11 protein-coding genes and 9 tRNA genes are annotated in these 18,154 nt (G+C 51.3%); 5 read left to right on the top strand and 15 right to left on the bottom strand.

The genetic code is table 11. The features are described 5' to 3' along the window. Positions 1 to 2: 2 nt before the first annotated feature. From rsxG to HRH59_RS03150, 15 genes are all read right to left on the bottom strand, one after another. Positions 3 to 629, bottom strand: a complete 627-nt coding sequence (gene rsxG / locus HRH59_RS03080) for an electron transport complex subunit RsxG (RefSeq protein ID WP_173499797.1) — start codon at positions 627 to 629, stop codon at positions 3 to 5. Next, entirely contained in the window at positions 626 to 1,693 is a 1,068-nt protein-coding gene (rsxD, locus tag HRH59_RS03085; protein ID WP_173499798.1) for an electron transport complex subunit RsxD, read from the bottom strand. The genes rsxG and rsxD overlap by 4 nt, the downstream gene beginning before the upstream one ends. Beyond that, complete coding sequence (gene rsxC / locus HRH59_RS03090) at positions 1,690 to 3,774, bottom strand: electron transport complex subunit RsxC (protein ID WP_173499799.1); 2,085 nt, start codon at positions 3,772 to 3,774, stop codon at positions 1,690 to 1,692. The genes rsxD and rsxC overlap by 4 nt, the downstream gene beginning before the upstream one ends. A 4-nt stretch (positions 3,775 to 3,778) precedes the next feature. Further along, positions 3,779 to 4,330 (bottom strand): electron transport complex subunit RsxB, encoded by a 552-nt coding sequence (gene rsxB, locus HRH59_RS03095; RefSeq protein ID WP_173499800.1) that lies wholly within the window; start codon positions 4,328 to 4,330, stop codon positions 3,779 to 3,781. After that, the gene (gene rsxA / locus HRH59_RS03100; protein WP_173499801.1) at positions 4,330 to 4,911 is read right to left on the bottom strand and encodes an electron transport complex subunit RsxA; all 582 of its coding nucleotides are present in this window, start codon (positions 4,909 to 4,911) and stop codon (positions 4,330 to 4,332) included. The genes rsxB and rsxA overlap by 1 nt, the downstream gene beginning before the upstream one ends. Positions 4,912 to 5,045: 134 nt before the next feature. Next, positions 5,046 to 6,971 carry an EAL domain-containing protein gene (locus tag HRH59_RS03105; protein ID WP_173499802.1) on the bottom strand — a complete coding sequence of 642 codons (1,926 nt, stop codon included), beginning with the start codon at positions 6,969 to 6,971 and terminating at the stop codon, positions 5,046 to 5,048. Between the two features lie 147 nt (positions 6,972 to 7,118). Then, positions 7,119 to 7,195, bottom strand: a tRNA-Asn gene (locus HRH59_RS03110). Positions 7,196 to 7,226: 31 nt separating this feature from the next. After that, positions 7,227 to 7,303: transfer RNA gene (locus HRH59_RS03115), tRNA-Asn, on the bottom strand. A 31-nt stretch (positions 7,304 to 7,334) separates the two neighbouring features. Next, positions 7,335 to 7,411: transfer RNA gene (locus HRH59_RS03120), tRNA-Asn, on the bottom strand. A gap of 31 nt (positions 7,412 to 7,442) precedes the next feature. Then, positions 7,443 to 7,519: transfer RNA gene (locus HRH59_RS03125), tRNA-Asn, on the bottom strand. A 31-nt stretch (positions 7,520 to 7,550) separates the two neighbouring features. After that, positions 7,551 to 7,627: transfer RNA gene (locus HRH59_RS03130), tRNA-Asn, on the bottom strand. 34 nt (positions 7,628 to 7,661) lie between these two features. Beyond that, a tRNA-Asn gene (locus HRH59_RS03135) sits at positions 7,662 to 7,738 on the bottom strand. A gap of 34 nt (positions 7,739 to 7,772) precedes the next feature. Further along, a tRNA-Asn gene (locus tag HRH59_RS03140) sits at positions 7,773 to 7,849 on the bottom strand. Positions 7,850 to 7,883: 34 nt separating this feature from the next. After that, positions 7,884 to 7,960: transfer RNA gene (locus HRH59_RS03145), tRNA-Asn, on the bottom strand. Between the two features lie 34 nt (positions 7,961 to 7,994). Continuing rightward, a tRNA-Asn gene (locus HRH59_RS03150) sits at positions 7,995 to 8,071 on the bottom strand. 539 nt (positions 8,072 to 8,610) lie between these two features. Here HRH59_RS03150 and HRH59_RS03155 point away from each other — a divergent pair. From HRH59_RS03155 to HRH59_RS03175, 5 genes are all read left to right on the top strand, one after another. Continuing rightward, positions 8,611 to 9,972, top strand: a complete 1,362-nt coding sequence (locus HRH59_RS03155; RefSeq protein WP_173499803.1) for an MATE family efflux transporter — start codon at positions 8,611 to 8,613, stop codon at positions 9,970 to 9,972. Then, positions 9,969 to 11,966, top strand: coding sequence for an excinuclease ABC subunit UvrB (gene uvrB / locus HRH59_RS03160; RefSeq protein WP_173499804.1), 1,998 nt, complete (start codon positions 9,969 to 9,971; stop codon positions 11,964 to 11,966). Before HRH59_RS03155 ends, uvrB begins: the two co-directional genes overlap by 4 nt. 183 nt (positions 11,967 to 12,149) lie before the next feature. Beyond that, complete coding sequence (locus HRH59_RS03165; RefSeq protein WP_173499805.1) at positions 12,150 to 13,241, top strand: efflux RND transporter periplasmic adaptor subunit; 1,092 nt, start codon at positions 12,150 to 12,152, stop codon at positions 13,239 to 13,241. 2 nt (positions 13,242 to 13,243) lie between these two features. After that, positions 13,244 to 16,306, top strand: a complete 3,063-nt coding sequence (locus HRH59_RS03170) for an efflux RND transporter permease subunit (RefSeq protein WP_173499806.1) — start codon at positions 13,244 to 13,246, stop codon at positions 16,304 to 16,306. Continuing rightward, positions 16,303 to 18,096 (top strand): M14 family metallopeptidase, encoded by a 1,794-nt coding sequence (locus HRH59_RS03175; protein ID WP_173499807.1) that lies wholly within the window; start codon positions 16,303 to 16,305, stop codon positions 18,094 to 18,096. The genes HRH59_RS03170 and HRH59_RS03175 overlap by 4 nt, the downstream gene beginning before the upstream one ends. Positions 18,097 to 18,154: the final 58 nt, after the last annotated feature.

Consider the following 18,154-nt stretch of genomic DNA (forward strand, 5'->3'; position numbering starts at 1 on the left):
TATTAATCCGTACAGTTAGCCGGCAGGGTGGCCAGCTCTGGATGCTGCTGCACATACAGCACGGCATTACGCACGGCGTTAATGACTGCGCGCGGTGTAATAGTGGCACCGGTAAACTGGTCAAAGTTGCCGCCATCTTTGCGCACCGCCCACTCATTGGCATTATCAGCAGTTACGGTCTTACCGCTAAAGCTGAAAATCCATGCTGAGCGTCTGGCCTCAATTTTATCGCCCAGGCCGGGTGTTTCCTTATGGTTCAGCACACGGCTGCCTAAGACGGTACCATCAGGGGTCAAGGCAACAATTAAATCTATATTACCGCTGTAGCCATCCGGTGCTGTGGTTTCAATAATATAGGCGCTGAGCTCGCCATCCTGACGCCAACGATACAACGTCTGCGCCGTGTTTTTACCCAGCAGCGTTTCATCCGTTACCTGCAGGCAATCCTGTAACAAGGTTTGGCCGGCCTCAACGCCGGGTAACACTTCAGATAAAATTGCCAGCTTGGCAGCCAGCCGCTGCTCACTGATCCGCGGTGCGGTTTGCTGGTTCACTACACTGAGTATGGCAACACAGACTGCGGCGGCTGCGCCCAGTGCCAGGGCGTTTTTACTGATAGCACGGATCATTTAAGTTCACTCCGTGTACGGTGGCCATAAGTGCGCGGCCGGGTGTAATAATCAATCAAGGGTACTGCCATATTGGCCAGCAATATGGCAAAAGCATAAGCGTCGGGGTAACCGCCGAAATTGCGGATTAAAAACACCAGCAGGCCAATCAGGGCACCGTAGCATAACCGGCCTGTATTGGTGGTAGAGGCCGATACCGGATCGGTGGCAATAAAAAACGCTGCCAACATAGTGCCGCCGCTGAACAAATGAAACAGTGGGCCGGCGATAGTGTCGGGTGTCGCCAGAGCGGCAATAGCGGATAACACGAATAAGCTGCTAAGCACGGCCACCGGAATACGCCAACTGATAATTTTCTGCTGAATTAACAGCAAACCGCCGGCCAGATAGGCCAAATTAAGCCATAACCAGCCGGCACCGGCAAAGCCATAAAATACCGGATTTTGCCGGCTTTCATCTAAGGTTAACCCACGGCTTAAGTCAGTACGTAAGGTATCCAGTGGTGTGGCCATAGTTACGCCGTCAATACTGGTTTGCAACTGAGTTAAGCTAAAGCCACTGCAACTGTATTGGCTGAACACGGCACATACGGCATCCCATGGTGCCAGCTCGATACTTTGTAATGATAACGGCGGTAGCCACTGTGTCATTTGCAGCGGAAAGGACACCAATAACAATACGTAGCCTGCCATAGCCGGATTAAACAGATTATTGCCTAAGCCGCCGTACAGCTGCTTTACCATAATAATGGCAAAGGCGGTGCCGATAACGATTATCCACCAGGGCGCATAAGGCGGTATAGCAATTGCCAGTAATACTGCGGTTAATAAGGCGCTGTGATCTTTTAACCGCACTAAGACGGCTTTACCACGCAGCTTCAGCACCAGCGCTTCGCTGCACCAGGCAGTGACGATGGCCAGAGCCAGTTGTACCAGCACGCCATAGCCAAACAGTACCGCTTGTACTGCGATGCCGGGTAAACAGGCAAGGGCCACCATAAACATAATTTGCGCGGTGCTGCGCTGATTATGCTGGTGCGGTGAACTGGCAATTTTAAAACTCATGAGTTCTCGCTATCCGCTTGTTTGCGTGCTTTGGCCCGCGCAATTGCTGCGGCTATGGCAGCTTTACGTGGATCGGCGCTGGTGTCGGTTACCGGCTCTGCCGCGGCTGTGGCAGGTGCCGGCTGTTCGCTGTCAGTACTGTTGCCTGAACTGTCAGCTGTGGCGTTTTCTGTAAGTTGCTGCTTCGCTTTGGCCCGCGCTATCGCGGCGGCAATGGCGGCTTTGCGTGGATCAGCATCCGGCGTCACCGTTGTTTCTGTCGTTGCACTGCTGTCGCTGTCTGGCGTTGTACCGGCCGGTTGCGGCGCCGCTGCCGTGTGTTGCTGTGCTTTTTTGGCTTTGGCACGCGCCAATGCTGCAGCAACAGCGGCAGCTTTACTGTCGCCTGCCGCAGCCGGTACGTTATCCTGCTGATTATCAGTATTGCCCGGCTTTGCTTCTGCCTGTGCTTTTTGTTGCTGATATTCGCGCGCTTGCTGTTTTTTCAGCTCGCGTTCGGCCAAAATTTGCGCTTTGTTTGCTTCGCCGGCATCTGCCGCCGGAGTTTCTGCCTGAGCCTGCTTCGCTTTGATCCGCGCCAGCGCTTCTGCTACGGCAGTATTGCCACCGCTTTGTTGCTGTTGCTGCTGCCTGGCGGCAGCCAATTGCTGGTTACGCTCCAGTCGCTGTTGTTTTTCCTGCTCCAGCCTGGCGTTACGCGCTTCAAACCGCGCTTTGGCCTGTTCGGCTTTCAGGGTTTCACGCTGCTGCTCGCGTATATCAGCTTTGGCAACACGGTAATACTGCACCAGCGGAATTTCACTGGGGCAGACATAGGCACAAGCGCCACATTCAATGCAGTCGGCCAGGTTATATTGTTTCAGTTTATCGCTGTCTTTGGCTTTGCTGTACCACAACAGCTGCTGCGGCAATAAACTGGCCGGACAGGCATCGGCGCAGGCACTGCAACGGATACAGTCCATTTCTTCTGTGGCTGCGGGCAGCTCTTCTGCCGTGGGCGCCAAAATACAGTTGGTTGTTTTAACGATAGGCACACTTAAGTCGGGCAGGGTAAAGCCCATCATCGGCCCGCCCATAATTACTCTTTGTTGCCGCTGCGGCGCAAAACCACAGGCATCAAGCACTGCCGATACGGGGGTACCCAGCAACGCCAGTACATTTTGCGGTTGGGTCAGGGTGTCGCCGGCTACGGTAACAATACGGGAAATCAGCGGGTGATCGTCTAATACTGCCTGGGCGATGGCAAAGGCGGTACCAACGTTTTGCATCACAATGCCAATATCAACCGGCCGGCGGCCATTGGGTACTTCTTTATTGGTCAGCAACTGAATAAGCTGTTTTTCGCCACCCGACGGGTACTTGGTGGGTACGGCACGCACATAGTAATGCTCGCGCTGGCTGCAGGCCGCCTGCATAGCCGCTTTTGCTATGGGTTTGTCATCTTCAATACCGATTAATACGGCTTTGGGGTTAAGCAGATGACACAGAATATCAATACCTTTAACAATGGTTGTCGCTGCTTCCTGCATCAACAGATCGTCCGCGGTGATATAAGGCTCACACTCCACGGCATTAATGATCAGGTAGTCTACCGGTTGCACAACACCGGTTTTTAAATGGGTGGGAAAACCTGCACCGCCCATGCCTGCAATACCACTGTCCTGGATCCGGTTTAGCAGCGCCATTTTATCGCAGTTAGCAAAATTTAACGGCTCGCGCTGACGCCATTCGTCCAGGCCATCCGGCGCCAACACCAGCGTGAGCTCGGGCAGGGCAGAAGGGTGCGGGCTGGTATGCGGTTCAATGCTCAGCACGGTGCCGGACGTGGGGGCGTGCACAGGCACCGCCATGGAATTATCGGCATTGGTAAGCGCCTGGCCTTTTAATACCCTGTCACCAACGCGGACGATAAGTTGTCCTGCCACCCCAATATGCTGACGCAGCGGTATATAAAGCCGGTCCGGCAACGGCAGCACCGCAATGGGCTTTTGGTTGGTTTGGCTTTTACGCGCAGGCGGATGAATGCCGCCGTGAAAATCCCAGACCTTGCCGGACTGGATCTGTTGAAATACACCCGGCATGTTACTACTCCACCATCTTTACAGGTATGGCCGCCAGGTCCCACTTCCAGCGCTCTGGTGTGGTGGCCAGCGGCACCATATCAATACAATCTACCGGACAAGGTTCAACACACAAGTCGCAACCGGTACACTCATCTATCAGTACGGTGTGCATTAATTTCGACGCGCCGACAATAGCATCAACCGGACAAGCCTGAATGCACTTGGTGCAACCGATACATTCATCCTCGCGGATATAAGCTACCCGTTTTACGCTTTCAGTCTGCGCTTCGTTCAGTGGCGTTGCTTCAACACCCATTAAATCGGCCAGCTTACGGATAGTACTTTCACCACCGGGTGGGCATTTATTAATGTCGTCACCGTTGGCAATGGCTTCGGCATAAGGCCTGCAGCCGGGGTAGCCGCATTGGCCGCATTGCGTTTGCGGCAGTATATCGTCAATTTGTTCTACTAACGGGTCGCTTTCTACTTTGAAGCGGACAGCAGCAAAACCCAGTACCGCACCGAAAATCAGTGCCAGCACGCCAATAGCAATTAAGGCAGTGAGTAAGGTCATCAGGCTTTTACCAGTCCGGTAAAGCCCATAAAAGCCAGCGACATTAACCCGGCGGTGATCATCGCGATAGCGGCGCCTTTAAACGGCAGCGGTACATCAGCCGCGGCTAAACGTTCGCGCATGGCAGCAAACAAAATCAGTACCAGCGAAAACCCCGCTGCAGCCCCAAAACCATACACCACAGAGCTGACAAAGTTATGCCGGGCGTTAACGTTAAGCAAAGCCACACCCAATACAGCGCAGTTGGTGGTGATCAACGGCAGAAAAATACCCAGTAAACGGTATAGCGTCGGGCTGGTTTTATGTACCACCATTTCGGTGAATTGCACCACCACAGCGATGACCAGAATAAACGCCAGGGTGCGCAGATAAAGTAAATCCAGCGGGGCCAGCAGGTAATGATCGACCAGATAACTGCACAGCGAAGCCAGCGTCAGAACGAAAGTGGTCGCCAGTGACATGCCGATCGCCGTTTCCAATTTACCCGACACTCCCATAAAGGGACACAGGCCAAGAAACTTTACCAGCACAAAGTTATTCACCAGTACGGTACTGATTAACAACAGCAGAAATTCAGTCATCGTATCGCTCAGGGAAAAAGAAGGGCTATATTATGCAATTAAGCCGGATAGGACACAACCGGATAAAGTGTGGGGCTATAGCCGCCGCCGGCTGAAATACCGGCGGTTAACTATCGTTAAGATGGCAGCCTCGCTTAAATGGGCGCCGGTTTGCCGACGTAGTAGCCCTGATTACCGTCAATAAACAACGATTCCAGCATATGCTTTTCTTCCTGGGTTTCCACGCTTTCAGCAAATACACCAACGCCAATGCGGTGCGCCAGGTCAATCATTAAGCGCATAAAGTATTGGTTATTTTTATCTTCATTAATATGCCGCGTATAGCTGCCGTCCATTTTGACAAAATCCGGCTTTAAATCGCGGAAGAACTTAAAGGACGTAATACCGACACCGAATTTTTCCACCGTAATGCGTGCGCCGGCACGATGTACCATATCAATAAAGCGTTTACTGGTTTTCAAATTTTGCTGCAGGCCAAACTCGGTGACTTCAAAAATTAATTTGGCTGCGATATGCGCATCTTTTAACAGCCGTCGCTCCAGCCAGATAATAAACTGATCGTCATGTACACAACGGGCTGACAGGTTAAGGCCAAAATACTGGTCCTGTAAGTTTTTGTTTTTTATTGTGGTTAGCGCAGTTTCGATAATCAACCTGTCCACAGCAACGATGCGGTCGAGTTTTTCGGCCATGGCTAAAAAAGATGCGGTAGGCAATATCTGGCCTTCCTGGGTTTTAAACCGTACCAGAATTTCAGAATAGGCTTTGGCAGAGCGGTTAGACGGCTGAATAAGCTGCACTAACAGGCTGATACGATGGTTAGTTAACACATCGTCTATCACATTACGCCAGTTCTGATTACCGTAGCTGCCGCTGGCCATTTCCAGCCCGGCCGATTCTTTTTGCAAATGCCAGGCATTTGGCTGTTTAGTTTGCGCCAGGCTGATAGAGGTATCTGCTACGGCCAGCAATTCACCCAGGGCTTTGCCGGACTCGTAAGTTACCAGGCCGGTGTAGGCAACGGAGTCGAGCTCTGAGGTTTTTTGGTATTCGTTAAAGCGGCTTTGCAGTTGCAGGGCAAAGTTCTCAGCTTCTTTTGGCGTAACGCGCGGCAGCAACAGACCGAAGTCTGAACTGTTTAAGCGGTAAATCCGGTAATCTTTATAGGTACCGGCCAGTTTTTTCAGTATGTCGGCAATCTCTCGTATATAACTGTCGCCTTCCTGATAGCCGCGGGTTTGGTTCAAGGTTTGCAACTCGGTACAGCGGGTAATAGCAAAGACACCGAAGTCATTTTGTTCGTTCTGGCGGATATTTTCTTCATAGTGCTGTACAAAGCGATTACGGTTTGGCAAGTCAGTAACCGGATCTTTGTAGGCTTCTTCGGCAATCTGATGGGCATTAGATGCCATCTCGTTGTACTGACTGCGGGTATAATTGGCCAGTTTTTGCAGCGCAGTATTAATGTCGGAAAACTCCGGCGGTATTTTTTGCCAGTCCGGCTCAGCTTTTTGCGGATCGGTAATAAAGCGGTCAATTAAGTCGTTTACTGCGGCGGTAGTGCGCCGGTAACTGCGGCTAATACTGCTTTTGCTTAGTAATACCGGCAGCCAGCCAATAATAAACGGCAATAAAAATAATACCAGCAGCATCAACTGAAATTGCTGCAGGCGCTCAGTAAAATCCAGCTGATAACTCACCTGAATGTTCTGCTCCTGGTTGCGGATGATATACGGCTTAAACTCAGTGCCAAACCATTGCAGTAAGGTTGTCGCCAACGGGGCTTTATTACCGCTGAGGTTTTGCTCATGCAATATGGTGTTATCCAGTTGACTGATCCGCAGGCTTTTTAATGCAAAGCTGCGATCAAGCTGCCGGCTTAAAATTTTGCCATCGCCGGTAATATGATGACTGATTATTTGTTCGATTGCCTTGTGGGCATTTTGTTGACTACTAATCAGTTGTTGCTGAGTGTAAATAACCATTATTACCAACGCCACCATGGCAAGTATAAGGGCAGACAGCAATTGACTGATAAGCAAAGTTCGGAATATTCTCATAAGCAGTGACCACCAGATATAACCAGTTTCCTTGTCCTAACGCTTACTATAGTTTTAGGCTCGCGCAATAGAAAGCTAATTAAATCAAAAAAATACTGAGAAATATATATATTAGCGATGGGTAACAATAAAAACGCGTGCTATGGATGGCTCCCCAGACTGGACTCGAACCAGTGACCTACGGCTTAACAGTCCGCCGCTCTCACCAACTGAGCTACGAGGGAATTGTGTAAAATGATGCTGTGTAATGCAGGCTGGCTCCCCAGACTGGACTCGACCCAGTGACCTACGGATTAACAGTCCGCCGCTCTAACCAACTGAGCTACTAGGGAATTGTGTAAAATGATGCTGTGTAATGCAGGATGGCTCCCCAGACTGGACTCGAACCAGTGACCTACGGATTAACAGTCCGCCGCTCTAACCAACTGAGCTACTAGGGAATTGTGTAAAATGATGCTGTGTAATGCAGGATGGCTCCCCAGACTGGACTCGAACCAGTGACCTACGGATTAACAGTCCGCCGCTCTAACCAACTGAGCTACTAGGGAAGTGGGTAAAATGATGCTGTGTAATGCAGGATGGCTCCCCAGACTGGACTCGAACCAGTGACCTACGGAGTAACAGTCCGCCGCTCTAACCAACTGAGCTACTCGGGAAATGTACTACAGATATAACATTGTTTAATGCTGTTGGCTCCCCAGACTGGATTCGAACCAGTGACCTACGGATTAACAGTCCGCCGCTCTAACCAACTGAGCTACTCGGGAAATGTACTACAGATATAACATTGTTTAATGCTGTTGGCTCCCCAGACTGGATTCGAACCAGTGACCTACGGATTAACAGTCCGCCGCTCTAACCAACTGAGCTACTAGGGAATTGTACTACAGATATAACATTGTTTAATGCTGTTGGCTCCCCAGACTGGACTCGAACCAGTGACCTACGGATTAACAGTCCGCCGCTCTAACCAACTGAGCTACTAGGGAATTGTACTACAGATATAACATTGTTTAATGCTGTTGGCTCCCCAGACTGGACTCGAACCAGTGACCTACGGATTAACAGTCCGCCGCTCTAACCAACTGAGCTACTAGGGAACAGCATTCAACGGGGCGCAATACTAATGCCAGCTATACCCTCTGTCAACACTTTGCAGCAGGGATTTTCGCCTTGTTGAATCACTTGCATATTGTTTAAGCAAAGCGCGCTTTAGACCAGCAGTTTATGCTGAAAAAAGCAGCGCCTGGTGCGGCTGTTTATCCGAACCGCGCAAAACCATAGTGTGCGGGCATTACACAGAGTTACCCACAGAAACTGTGGATAACTCTGTGAGTTTAATGCGTGTTACCTGGGGGAAGGCTTGATTCTGTTGACCTGGCACTAGGTCAAGCAACTTGCGATGAAAATATTTTTCTATATAAAACAATGAGATAGTTATTTTGTTGTCGGCAAAATTAAATATTGTTTTGTTTCAAACTGGCATAAATTAAGCACGGCGTAATTGTGAACTGTTTTAGCAGTAAATACCGCAGCATGGGCCGTATTAATCGCAATAATGCGCAATTGCACTAAAATAGCGTGGCCCGCGTCGGCGCTTTTCTCTACAATAGCGCCATGCTTTATTAAGCCTGTATTTATGACTACTTCAACCAAAGCTGCTTATTCACTGACAAAAGACGATATTCAATCCACCCTCGTCGCCATGACATTGCCGATGTTGGTAGGCATGATCACCTTAATGACCTTTAACCTGGTGGATACCTTTTTCATCAGTATGCTGGGTACGGCGCAATTAGCCGCCATCAGTTTTACCTTTCCGGTGTCGTTTGCGCTGATCAGTTTATCAATCGGCCTTAGTATCGGCACCTCAGCAGTGATTGCCAAAGCCCTCGGTGCCGGCCGTTTAACCGAAGCCCGCACCGACGGCCAGGTAGCCCTGGGCTTATCTGCTGTTATGGTTGCTGTGCTGGCATTGGCCGGTTATTACTTTACCGTGCCGCTGTTCAGTGCCATGGGCGCCGCCGGCGAGGTGTTACTGTATATTCGCCAGTATATGGATATCTGGTTTGCCGGCGCGGTATTGCTGGTGCTGCCGATGGTGGGCAACGCGGTGCTGCGTGCTGCCGGTGATACCAAAACGCCGTCGATTATTATGGCCTGTTCCGGGTTGGTTAATGCGGTGCTGGATCCGATACTGATTTTCGGTGTCGGGCCTGTGCCGGCATTTGGTATGCAGGGCGCGGCGGTGGCAACCGTTATATCGTGGTTGTTTGGCTCAGCATTGATCTTGTTTTTACTGGTGAAGCGTGACCTTATCAGCACCGGTTGGATCCCATGGCAAGCGCTGTTGACGGTATGCCGGAAAATCCTGCGTATTGGCTTGCCCGCTGCCGGCGCAAATATGTTAACTCCGCTGGCCATGGCAGTGCTTACCGCCATTATGGCCAGCTACGGTGCTGAGGCTGTGGCTGCCTTTGGTGTCGGCGCCAGGTTAGAAAGCATTGCCTGCCTGGTGGTATTGGCACTGTCGATGACCTTACCGCCTTTTGTCAGTCAAAATTACGGTGCCGGTTTATTGCACCGCGTACAGCAGGCCTACCGCTTGTGCGGCCGTTTTGTCATGCTGTGGCAATTTGCCGTGTATCTGCTGTTGGCTGTATTGGCGCAGCCATTGGCGGGTCTGTTCAGCAATGAACCCGAAGTGATACGGATTATTTGTTGGTTTATCTGGATAGTACCGCTGTCTTATGGATTACAGGGCATTATTATTTTAACCAATTCATCCTTTAATGCGCTGCATCAGCCCGGCAGTGCCTTATTGCTAAGCATAGTGCGCTTATTTGTGTTTTATGTGCCGCTGGCTTGGTTGGGCGGCGAGCTTTTCGGCGTTACCGGCTTATTTATCGGTTGTGTGCTGGGCAATATTTTTACCGCTGCTATCGCGTGGGGTTGGTTTAACCGTGCGGTACAGCGTTCACAGCAGGAGGCAGCAGTATGACAAGAGCATTCGAACTGGTATCACACTATCAGCCGGCCGGTGACCAACCGCAAGCCATTGCTAAGTTAGTTGAAGGGCTGGAAGCCGGCCTGGCGCATCAAACCCTGCTGGGTGTTACCGGCTCGGGCAAAACCTTTACCATGGCCAATGTGATAGCAAAAGTAGACCGGCCAACGCTGATTATGGCGCACAACAAAACACTGGCGGCGCAGCTGTACGGTGAGATGAAGGAGTTTTTTCCGCACAACTCGGTGGAATACTTTGTTTCTTATTATGATTATTACCAGCCCGAAGCTTATGTGCCCTCTACCGATACCTTTATAGAAAAAGATGCCTCTATTAACGAACATATCGAACAAATGCGGCTGTCGGCCACCAAGGCCCTGATGGAGCGGCGCGATGTGGTGATTATTGCTTCGGTCTCGGCGATTTACGGCCTGGGCGATCCCGAGTCCTATATGAAAATGCTGCTGCATTTAAAAGTGGGCGATATTGTCGACCAACGTTTTATTTTGCGCCGGCTGGCCGAGCTGCAATACAGCCGTAATGATATCGAGTTTCAACGTGCCACTTATCGGGTTCGCGGTGATGTAATTGATATTTTCCCGGCGGAATCCGACGACATCGCCGTGCGGGTAGAGCTGTTTGACGAAGAGATTGAACGCATCAGTATATTTGACCCGCTTACCGGCTCGGTGGAAAAAGTGGTAACGCGCTACACTGTATACCCGAAAACGCACTATGTTACGCCACGGGAAAAAATTCTTGCGGCAGTGGACAACGTTAAAGTTGAATTGCAACACCGGCGCGACGAGCTGCTGGCGAACAATAAACTGGTAGAAGAGCAGCGCTTAAGTCAGCGCACCTTGTTTGATATTGAAATGATGGTAGAGCTGGGGTATTGCTCCGGCATTGAAAACTACTCGCGCTATTTATCCGGCCGTGCCAACGGTGAGCCCCCGCCAACCTTGCTGGACTATTTCCCGGCCGACGGCCTGATGTTTATTGATGAATCGCACGTTACCGTGTCGCAAATCGGTGCCATGTATAAAGGTGACCGCTCGCGTAAAGAAAATTTGGTGAATTACGGTTTCCGGCTACCCTCGGCGCTGGATAACCGGCCGCTGAAATTTGATGAATTTGAAGCCATAGCACCGCAGCGCATCTATGTTTCTGCTACGCCGGCGGCGTATGAGCTGGAGCAATCGGCCGGTGAAGTAATAGAGCAGGTGGTGCGCCCAACCGGGCTGGTTGACCCGGAGATAGAAATACGGCCGGTGGCAACCCAGGTAGATGATTTATTATCAGAAGCTTTTATTCGTGCAGAGCGCAAAGAGCGGGTATTGGTAACCACCTTAACCAAACGTATGGCAGAAGATTTAACCGACTACCTGAACGAGCACGGCGTTAAAGTGCGCTATTTGCACTCGGATATCGATACCGTAGAGCGGATGGAAATTATCCGCGATTTACGTTTGGGCGTATTTGATGTGCTGGTGGGCATTAACCTGCTGCGTGAAGGTTTGGATATTCCGGAAGTGTCACTGGTGGCGATTCTGGACGCGGATAAAGAGGGCTTTTTGCGCTCCGAGCGCTCATTAATTCAAACCATTGGTCGTGCTGCCCGTAATTTAACCGGTAGGGCAATACTGTATGCCGACCGCATTACCGGCTCTATGCAACGGGCGATGGATGAAACCGACAGGCGCCGTGCCAAGCAGCAGCAGTTTAATACCGAGCACGGTATTTCACCCACGGCGATTAAAAAGAAAATCGCCGATGTTATGGACCTGGGCCAGGATGCAGCCCCGGCCTTGCCGATGGTGGCGGAAAAAGTACGTTTGATTAAAGGTAAAACCCCATATCAGGTAGAGGCTGAAATTAAACAGTTAGAGCAAAAAATGCTGCAGCACGCCCGTGATCTCGAATTTGAGCAAGCGGCACAGCTGCGTGACAAAGTGCATCTGCTAAAGCAAGCACTGCTGGAAATTTAAAGCCGGGCACAGCCTGCACGCCACCGTGGTTTTGCGTTGTCGCGGTGGTGCCGGCATTTTTTGGTGCAGGATAAAAATACTTACTGTTAGTACGCTGATTTTAATGTTAAATAAGGCATTATGCTCAGCTTTGGCTAAGCTTTAACTGCCTTTATGTTCTCTTAACGTTTCAGGATGATAACTATGTTGCGTGTCCCGCCGATAACTCTGTCGTTGTTGTGTTCCTTATTACTGTTGTCAGGTTGCTCCGGGCCGGAGTCTCAAACCGCTGAAACCTTAATACGACCGGTTAAACTGCATACGGTCGGCGCAGAGTCTGCAGCGGCTGTGCGACAGTTTCCGGCGGTGGTTGAGCCCACCGAGCGAGCCAATTTAACCTTCAGGGTTAGCGGTAAATTGGTGCAGCTGATTGCCAGACCCGGTCAAATGGTGCAAAAAGGCGATTTGCTGGCCCGACTGGATGACACCGATTTTAAGTTAAAGCTGGACCAGGCCCGCGCACGGTTTGAACTGGCGCAAACCCAATTTACCCGTGCTGAGCAGCTGGTGGCGCAAAAGCTGGTGTCGCAAGCCGTATTTGACGAGTCTAAAGCACAGTTACAGGTAGCACAGGCCGATTTATCCACCGCTGAAACGGCACTGAGTTATACCCGGTTAGAAGCGCCGTTTGCCGGTAATATTTCGCGTTTACTGGTTGAGAACCACGAAAACGTTGCTGCGCAGCAAGCCATTATGGAGCTGCAGGTACGCGATCAGGTCGATGTGGTGATCCAGGTGCCGGAAGATGTTATTTCCAACGTTCGCAAAGACTTTGATTATCAGCCGGAGGTGGTGTTCGACTCGCACCCGCTGCAACGTTACCGCGCGCGCATTCGCGAATGGGATACCCGCGCCGATCCGGCCACCAACAGCTTTAAAGTGGTGTTTACTATGCCGACACCGGAAGAATTTAACGTGTTGTCCGGCATGACTGCCAATGTGATTGCCGAAGTCAGTAAAATTAATGCCGCCTATGTTGACGCACTGTTTATTCCGGCCACGGCTATTTTTATGCCAAATGATACTGCGCTGGCGGCTCAGCAAAGCTATGTTTGGGTGTATAACGCCGATAGCGGTGTGGTAAGCAAACGCGCGGTAACGGTTAGCAGTTTAACCAGTGCCGGAGCCGCAGTAACCGCCGGCTTAACTGCCGGTGAGCAAGTGGTCAGCGCCGGTGTGCAGCAGTTACAGGAAGGGCAACAGGTCAGGCCCTGGGTGCGTGAGCGGGGGCTGTAAGCATGAATGTGGCCCGCTATTTTATTCAGTACCGTACCTCTTCATGGTTGTTTGCCGCTATCTTATTGTTTGGCGGTATAGTGTCGTACTTCGGCCTTGGCCGGCTGGAAGATCCGCAGTTTACGCTCAAGCAGGCATTGATCATTACCCAGTATCCGGGCGCGTCACCCACTCAGGTTGAGGAAGAGGTGACGTATCCGCTGGAAAATGCCATTCAGCAATTGCCCTATGTTAATCATGTGACCTCGGTGTCCGGCGCCGGGTTATCGCAGCTGATGGTAGAGATGAAAGACACCTACCGCGCCAAAGAGCTAAAACAAATATGGGATGAGCTGCGCCACAAGGTTAACGATTTGCAGCCGCAGTTGCCGCCCGGTGTACAAACCCCGCAGGTAAAAGACGATTTCGGCGATGTTTACGGCATTTTATATGCGTTGACCGGTGCAGGTTACAGCGATGATGAACTGCGCGACTATGTCGATTTTTTACGCCGCGAATTAGTGCTGGTTAACGGCGTGGGCAAGGTAGCGGTAGGCGGGGTGCAACAGGAGCAGGTGATTGTTGAAATTTCCAGGCCGCGTTTAACTGCGCTGGGTATTGCGCCGCAAACCATTGCCTCGCTGTTGCAAAGCCAGAATATGGTCGCCAATGCCGGCTCGATTAAAGTTGGCCCGGACCGGCTGCGTATTTATCCTACCGGCGAATTTCAATCGGTGTCAGAGCTGGAGAGCCTGATAATCTCCAGTCCGGACTCGAAAGAACTAATTTATCTTGGCGATGTGGCACGGGTGTATCGGGAAAACGCTGAGGAGCCCACTCAATTGCTGCGCTTTAATGGCGAAAATGCTTTAACACTGGGCGTGTCCTTTACCGGCGGTGTAAACGTGGTTGAAGCCGGCGAGCTGGTGCAGCAGCGCCTTACTGAGCTTGAGTACAACAAACCGGTAGGTATAGAGCTGCACACTATTTATAACCAGCCGGATGAAGTGGCTAATTCGGTCAGTGGTTTTATTATTAACCTGGCCGAAGCCGTTGCCATTGTTATTGTGGTGTTGTTGCTGTTTATGGGGCTGCGCAGCGGTATTTTAATCGGCCTTATTTTGCTGCTTACGGTACTGGGTACCTTTATCTTTATGCAGCAAATGCAAATTGAATTACAGCGCGTCTCGCTGGGCGCGTTAATCATTGCGCTGGGTATGCTGGTCGATAACGCCATTGTAATTACCGAGGGTATTTTAATCGGTATGCAGCGCCGGCTTAAGCTGGCCGATGCTGCGGCGTTAATTGTTAAGCAAACGCAGTGGCCGTTGCTGGGCGCTACTGTTATTGCCATTGCTGCCTTTGCGCCGATTGGTCTGTCAAGCGATGCCACAGGCGAGTTTGCCGGTAGTCTGTTTTGGGTGCTGTTGGTGTCTCTGCTGCTCAGTTGGGTTACCGCCATTACGTTAACGCCGTTTTTTGCCAGCATGTTATTTAAAGACCAGTTACAGCAAGACACTGAGCCGCAAGCGCTGTATCAGGGCGTGGTGTTTAATGTCTACCGTATCATGTTAAATGCAGCCTTACGTTATCGTGTGCTGACCTACAGCGTTACGCTGCTGCTGTTAGTCGCCGCGGTGCTGGGATTTTCTAAGGTAAAGCAGGTATTTTTTCCGCCGTCGAATACGCCGATTTTTTTGGTGGATTTATGGCAGCCGCAAGGCACGGATATCCGCCAAAGCGCGGCGGACGCTGTAACGCTGATGAATTATTTGTCGTCACTGGAAGGTATCAGCCATGTTACCGCCACCAGCGGGCGCGGGGCCGAGCGCTTTATGTTGACCTATCAACCGGAAAAAAGCTTTGCGGCCTACAGCCAGCTTATAGTGCGGGCAGAGCAGCGCGAGCAATTACCGGCATTGATGCAGCAAACCCGCGAGTATATAACGGCGCAGTTACCGCGTTTGCAGTATAAGTTGCTACGTTTGGAAGTAGGGCCCTCAACACCGGCAAAAATTGAAGCGCGTTTTAGCGGCGCTGACCCGGATGTGTTACGCAGCCTGGCAGAGCAAGCGAAAACCATCTTATTAGCCGATGGCCGGGCGGTCAGTGTGCGTGATAACTGGCGCGAGCGCACTAAAGTGATCCGGCCGCTGTTTAATGAGGCCATGGCTCGCCGCGCCGGCATCAGCAAGCAGGATATCGACGATGTGCTGTTAACGGCGATGTCTGGCCGTACCGTAGGCATTTATCGTGACGGTACCCACTTGTTACCGATAGTGGCACGCTCACCGCTGGCTGAACGTGACAACCCCAATGCCTTGTACGATTTGCAGGTCTACAGCAACAAGCTGCAGCGCTATGTGCCGATAACTCAGGTAGTTACCGGCTTTGACCTGGTATGGGAAGATGCACAAATTCAGCGTCGTGACCGCAAAAGAACCATTACAGTGATGGCAGATCACGATAATTTATCGGATGATACCGCCTCAGCACTGCTGGCCCGGGTAAAAACTGATATTGAAGCTATAGCATTGCCAACCGGCTATTTCCTCAGTTGGGGCGGTGAATATGAAGCGCAGCAAAAAGCGCAGAAGGCGCTGTTCAGCTCATTGCCGCTGGGCTACTTAATGATGTTTATCGTCACGGTGTTGCTGTTTAACTCGATGCGCAGTGCTCTGGTTATTTGGGCTTGTGTGCCGCTGGCTATTATCGGCGTGAGTTTTGGTTTACTGCTACTGGGCGCGCCGTTTGGTTTTATTGCTTTGCTCGGTTTTTTAAGTTTGTCCGGCATGTTGATTAAAAACTGTATTGTGCTGGTAGAGCAAATCAAGTTAGAGCTGGAAGAGGGCAAGGCCGCCTTTAATGCAGTGTTCGACAGTGCGGTTAGCCGCGTACGGCCGGTGTCGATGGCAGCGATCACCACGATATTGGGCATGATCCCGCTACTTGGCGATGAGTTCTTTGCCAGCTTAGCGGTGGTGATTATGTTTGGTTTGGGTTTTGCTACGGTACTTACTCTGCTGTTTTTGCCGGTGCTGTATTGCAGTGTATTTAATATTAAAACAACTCAGGGATCATTATGAGTAAGCTTTCGCCATTATTGCTAAGCGCTGCTATTTTGCTACCGGCGGTGTCGCAGGCTGCAGCCGACTGGTTGCCGCCGTTACCGGCGTGGCAGGGCAGCAGTGAGGCGCTGATTAAAAGCAAGGGGCTGCCCTGGGTAACGCCGGCTGAACTGACAGGGCTTACCGACAGCCCCGATTATGCCGCCACGTTGAAATACCTTAGCGCACTGGTGGATAGCTCCGATTTGCTAATGCTGGAGCAATTTGGTGTCAGTGCGCAGGGCCGGCCGTTGTATGTCGTGAAAGCCAGCAGGGCACTGCATAAAATTGCGCAAAACCCACAACGTCCGTTACTGTTGGTGCAGGCCGGTATTCACAGCGGTGAAATTGACGGTAAAGATGCCGGCTTAATGTTGCTGCGCGATATTGCACAGGGTGATAAAGCGCATTTACTGGCCAATGCCGATTTACTGTTTATTCCGGTGCTGTCGCCCGACGGCCATGAACGCCGTTCGCAGCATAACCGGATGAACCAGCGCGGGCCGCTGCACCAGGGCTGGCGTGCTACCGCGCAAAATCTGAATTTAAACCGCGATTACGCCAAAGCTGACGCGCCGGAAATGCAGGCACTGCTGACGCTGATTAACCGCTACCAGCCGGATCTGTATATCGATGTCCATGTTACCGACGGCGAAGATTATCAGTACGACATTACCTATGGTTTTAATGAGCCGTTTGCTGCTGTCAGTGCCAATGGCGCCAGCTGGCTGGCAAAGTTATATCGCCCGGCGGTCAACGCAGCGTTAACAAAAGCCGGCCATATTGCCGGACCTCTGGTGTTTGGCATCGACAGTAAAGACTTCAGCAAAGGCATCAGCGGCTGGACTGCCAGCCCGCGTTTTTCCAATGGCTATGGTGATGTGCGCCATTTACCTACAGTGCTGGTAGAAAACCACAGTTTAAAACCCTACCGCCAGCGCGTGTTGGGTACCTATGTGCTGCTGGAGCAAAGCTTAACGCTGTTAAATGAGCAGGGCAAAGCACTGATTTTAGCCCGCCAGGCCGATTTACAAGCCAGGCCCAAACGCATGCCGCTTAGCTTTAAAGCCGCTGAGCAGGCCGATAGTATCGATTTTAAAGGCATGAGTTACGAGCTGCGCCAATCGGCCATCAGTGGCGACACTTATGTTGCCTGGACCGGCAAGCCGCAGCTGTATCCGCAGTTGCCGGTGTATTGGGATAAGGTGGTTGATAAAGAGGTTGCCATACCGCAAGCCTACTGGCTGCCGCCGGAGCAACACAGCGTAATACAGCGGCTTAAAATACACGGCATTGAGCTCAGCGTGTTGGAAAAGCCGCAAACAGTCAGTGCGCAGCAGCTTAGCCTAACCGCCTATAAGTTTGCCGAAAAGCCGTTTGAAAGCCGCTTTATGCTGACAGAGGCGGTGTTTAGCCGCGCCACCGTTAACCGTAATTTGACTGCCGGTTGGGTGAAGGTCAGTACTGATCAGCCGTTGGGGCGTTTAGCCGTGGCGTTGCTGGAGCCAACAGCACCGGATTCATTCTTCAGCTGGGGCTTTTTCCCCGGCATGTTTGAGCGCACCGAATACTTCGAGCCCTATGCCATAGAGCCGTTAATTGCACAAATGCTGACACAGCAGCCCGAGCTGCAACAGCAGTTTGAGCAAGCGCTGGCTGAAGATGAGGCGCTGCGCACAAACCCGCGTGAGCGTTATAATTGGTTTTACCGTCAAATGCCATTTTACGACCGGCAATACCTGAAGTATCCGGTATTAATTGAACCCTGATATACACAAGGCCGGCCGATTGTTGGCCTTAACAATAGCAGACAACAACTATCATTAC

The organism is Rheinheimera lutimaris (genome assembly GCF_013283795.1).
Lineage (GTDB): Bacteria > Pseudomonadota > Gammaproteobacteria > Enterobacterales > Alteromonadaceae > Alishewanella > Alishewanella lutimaris.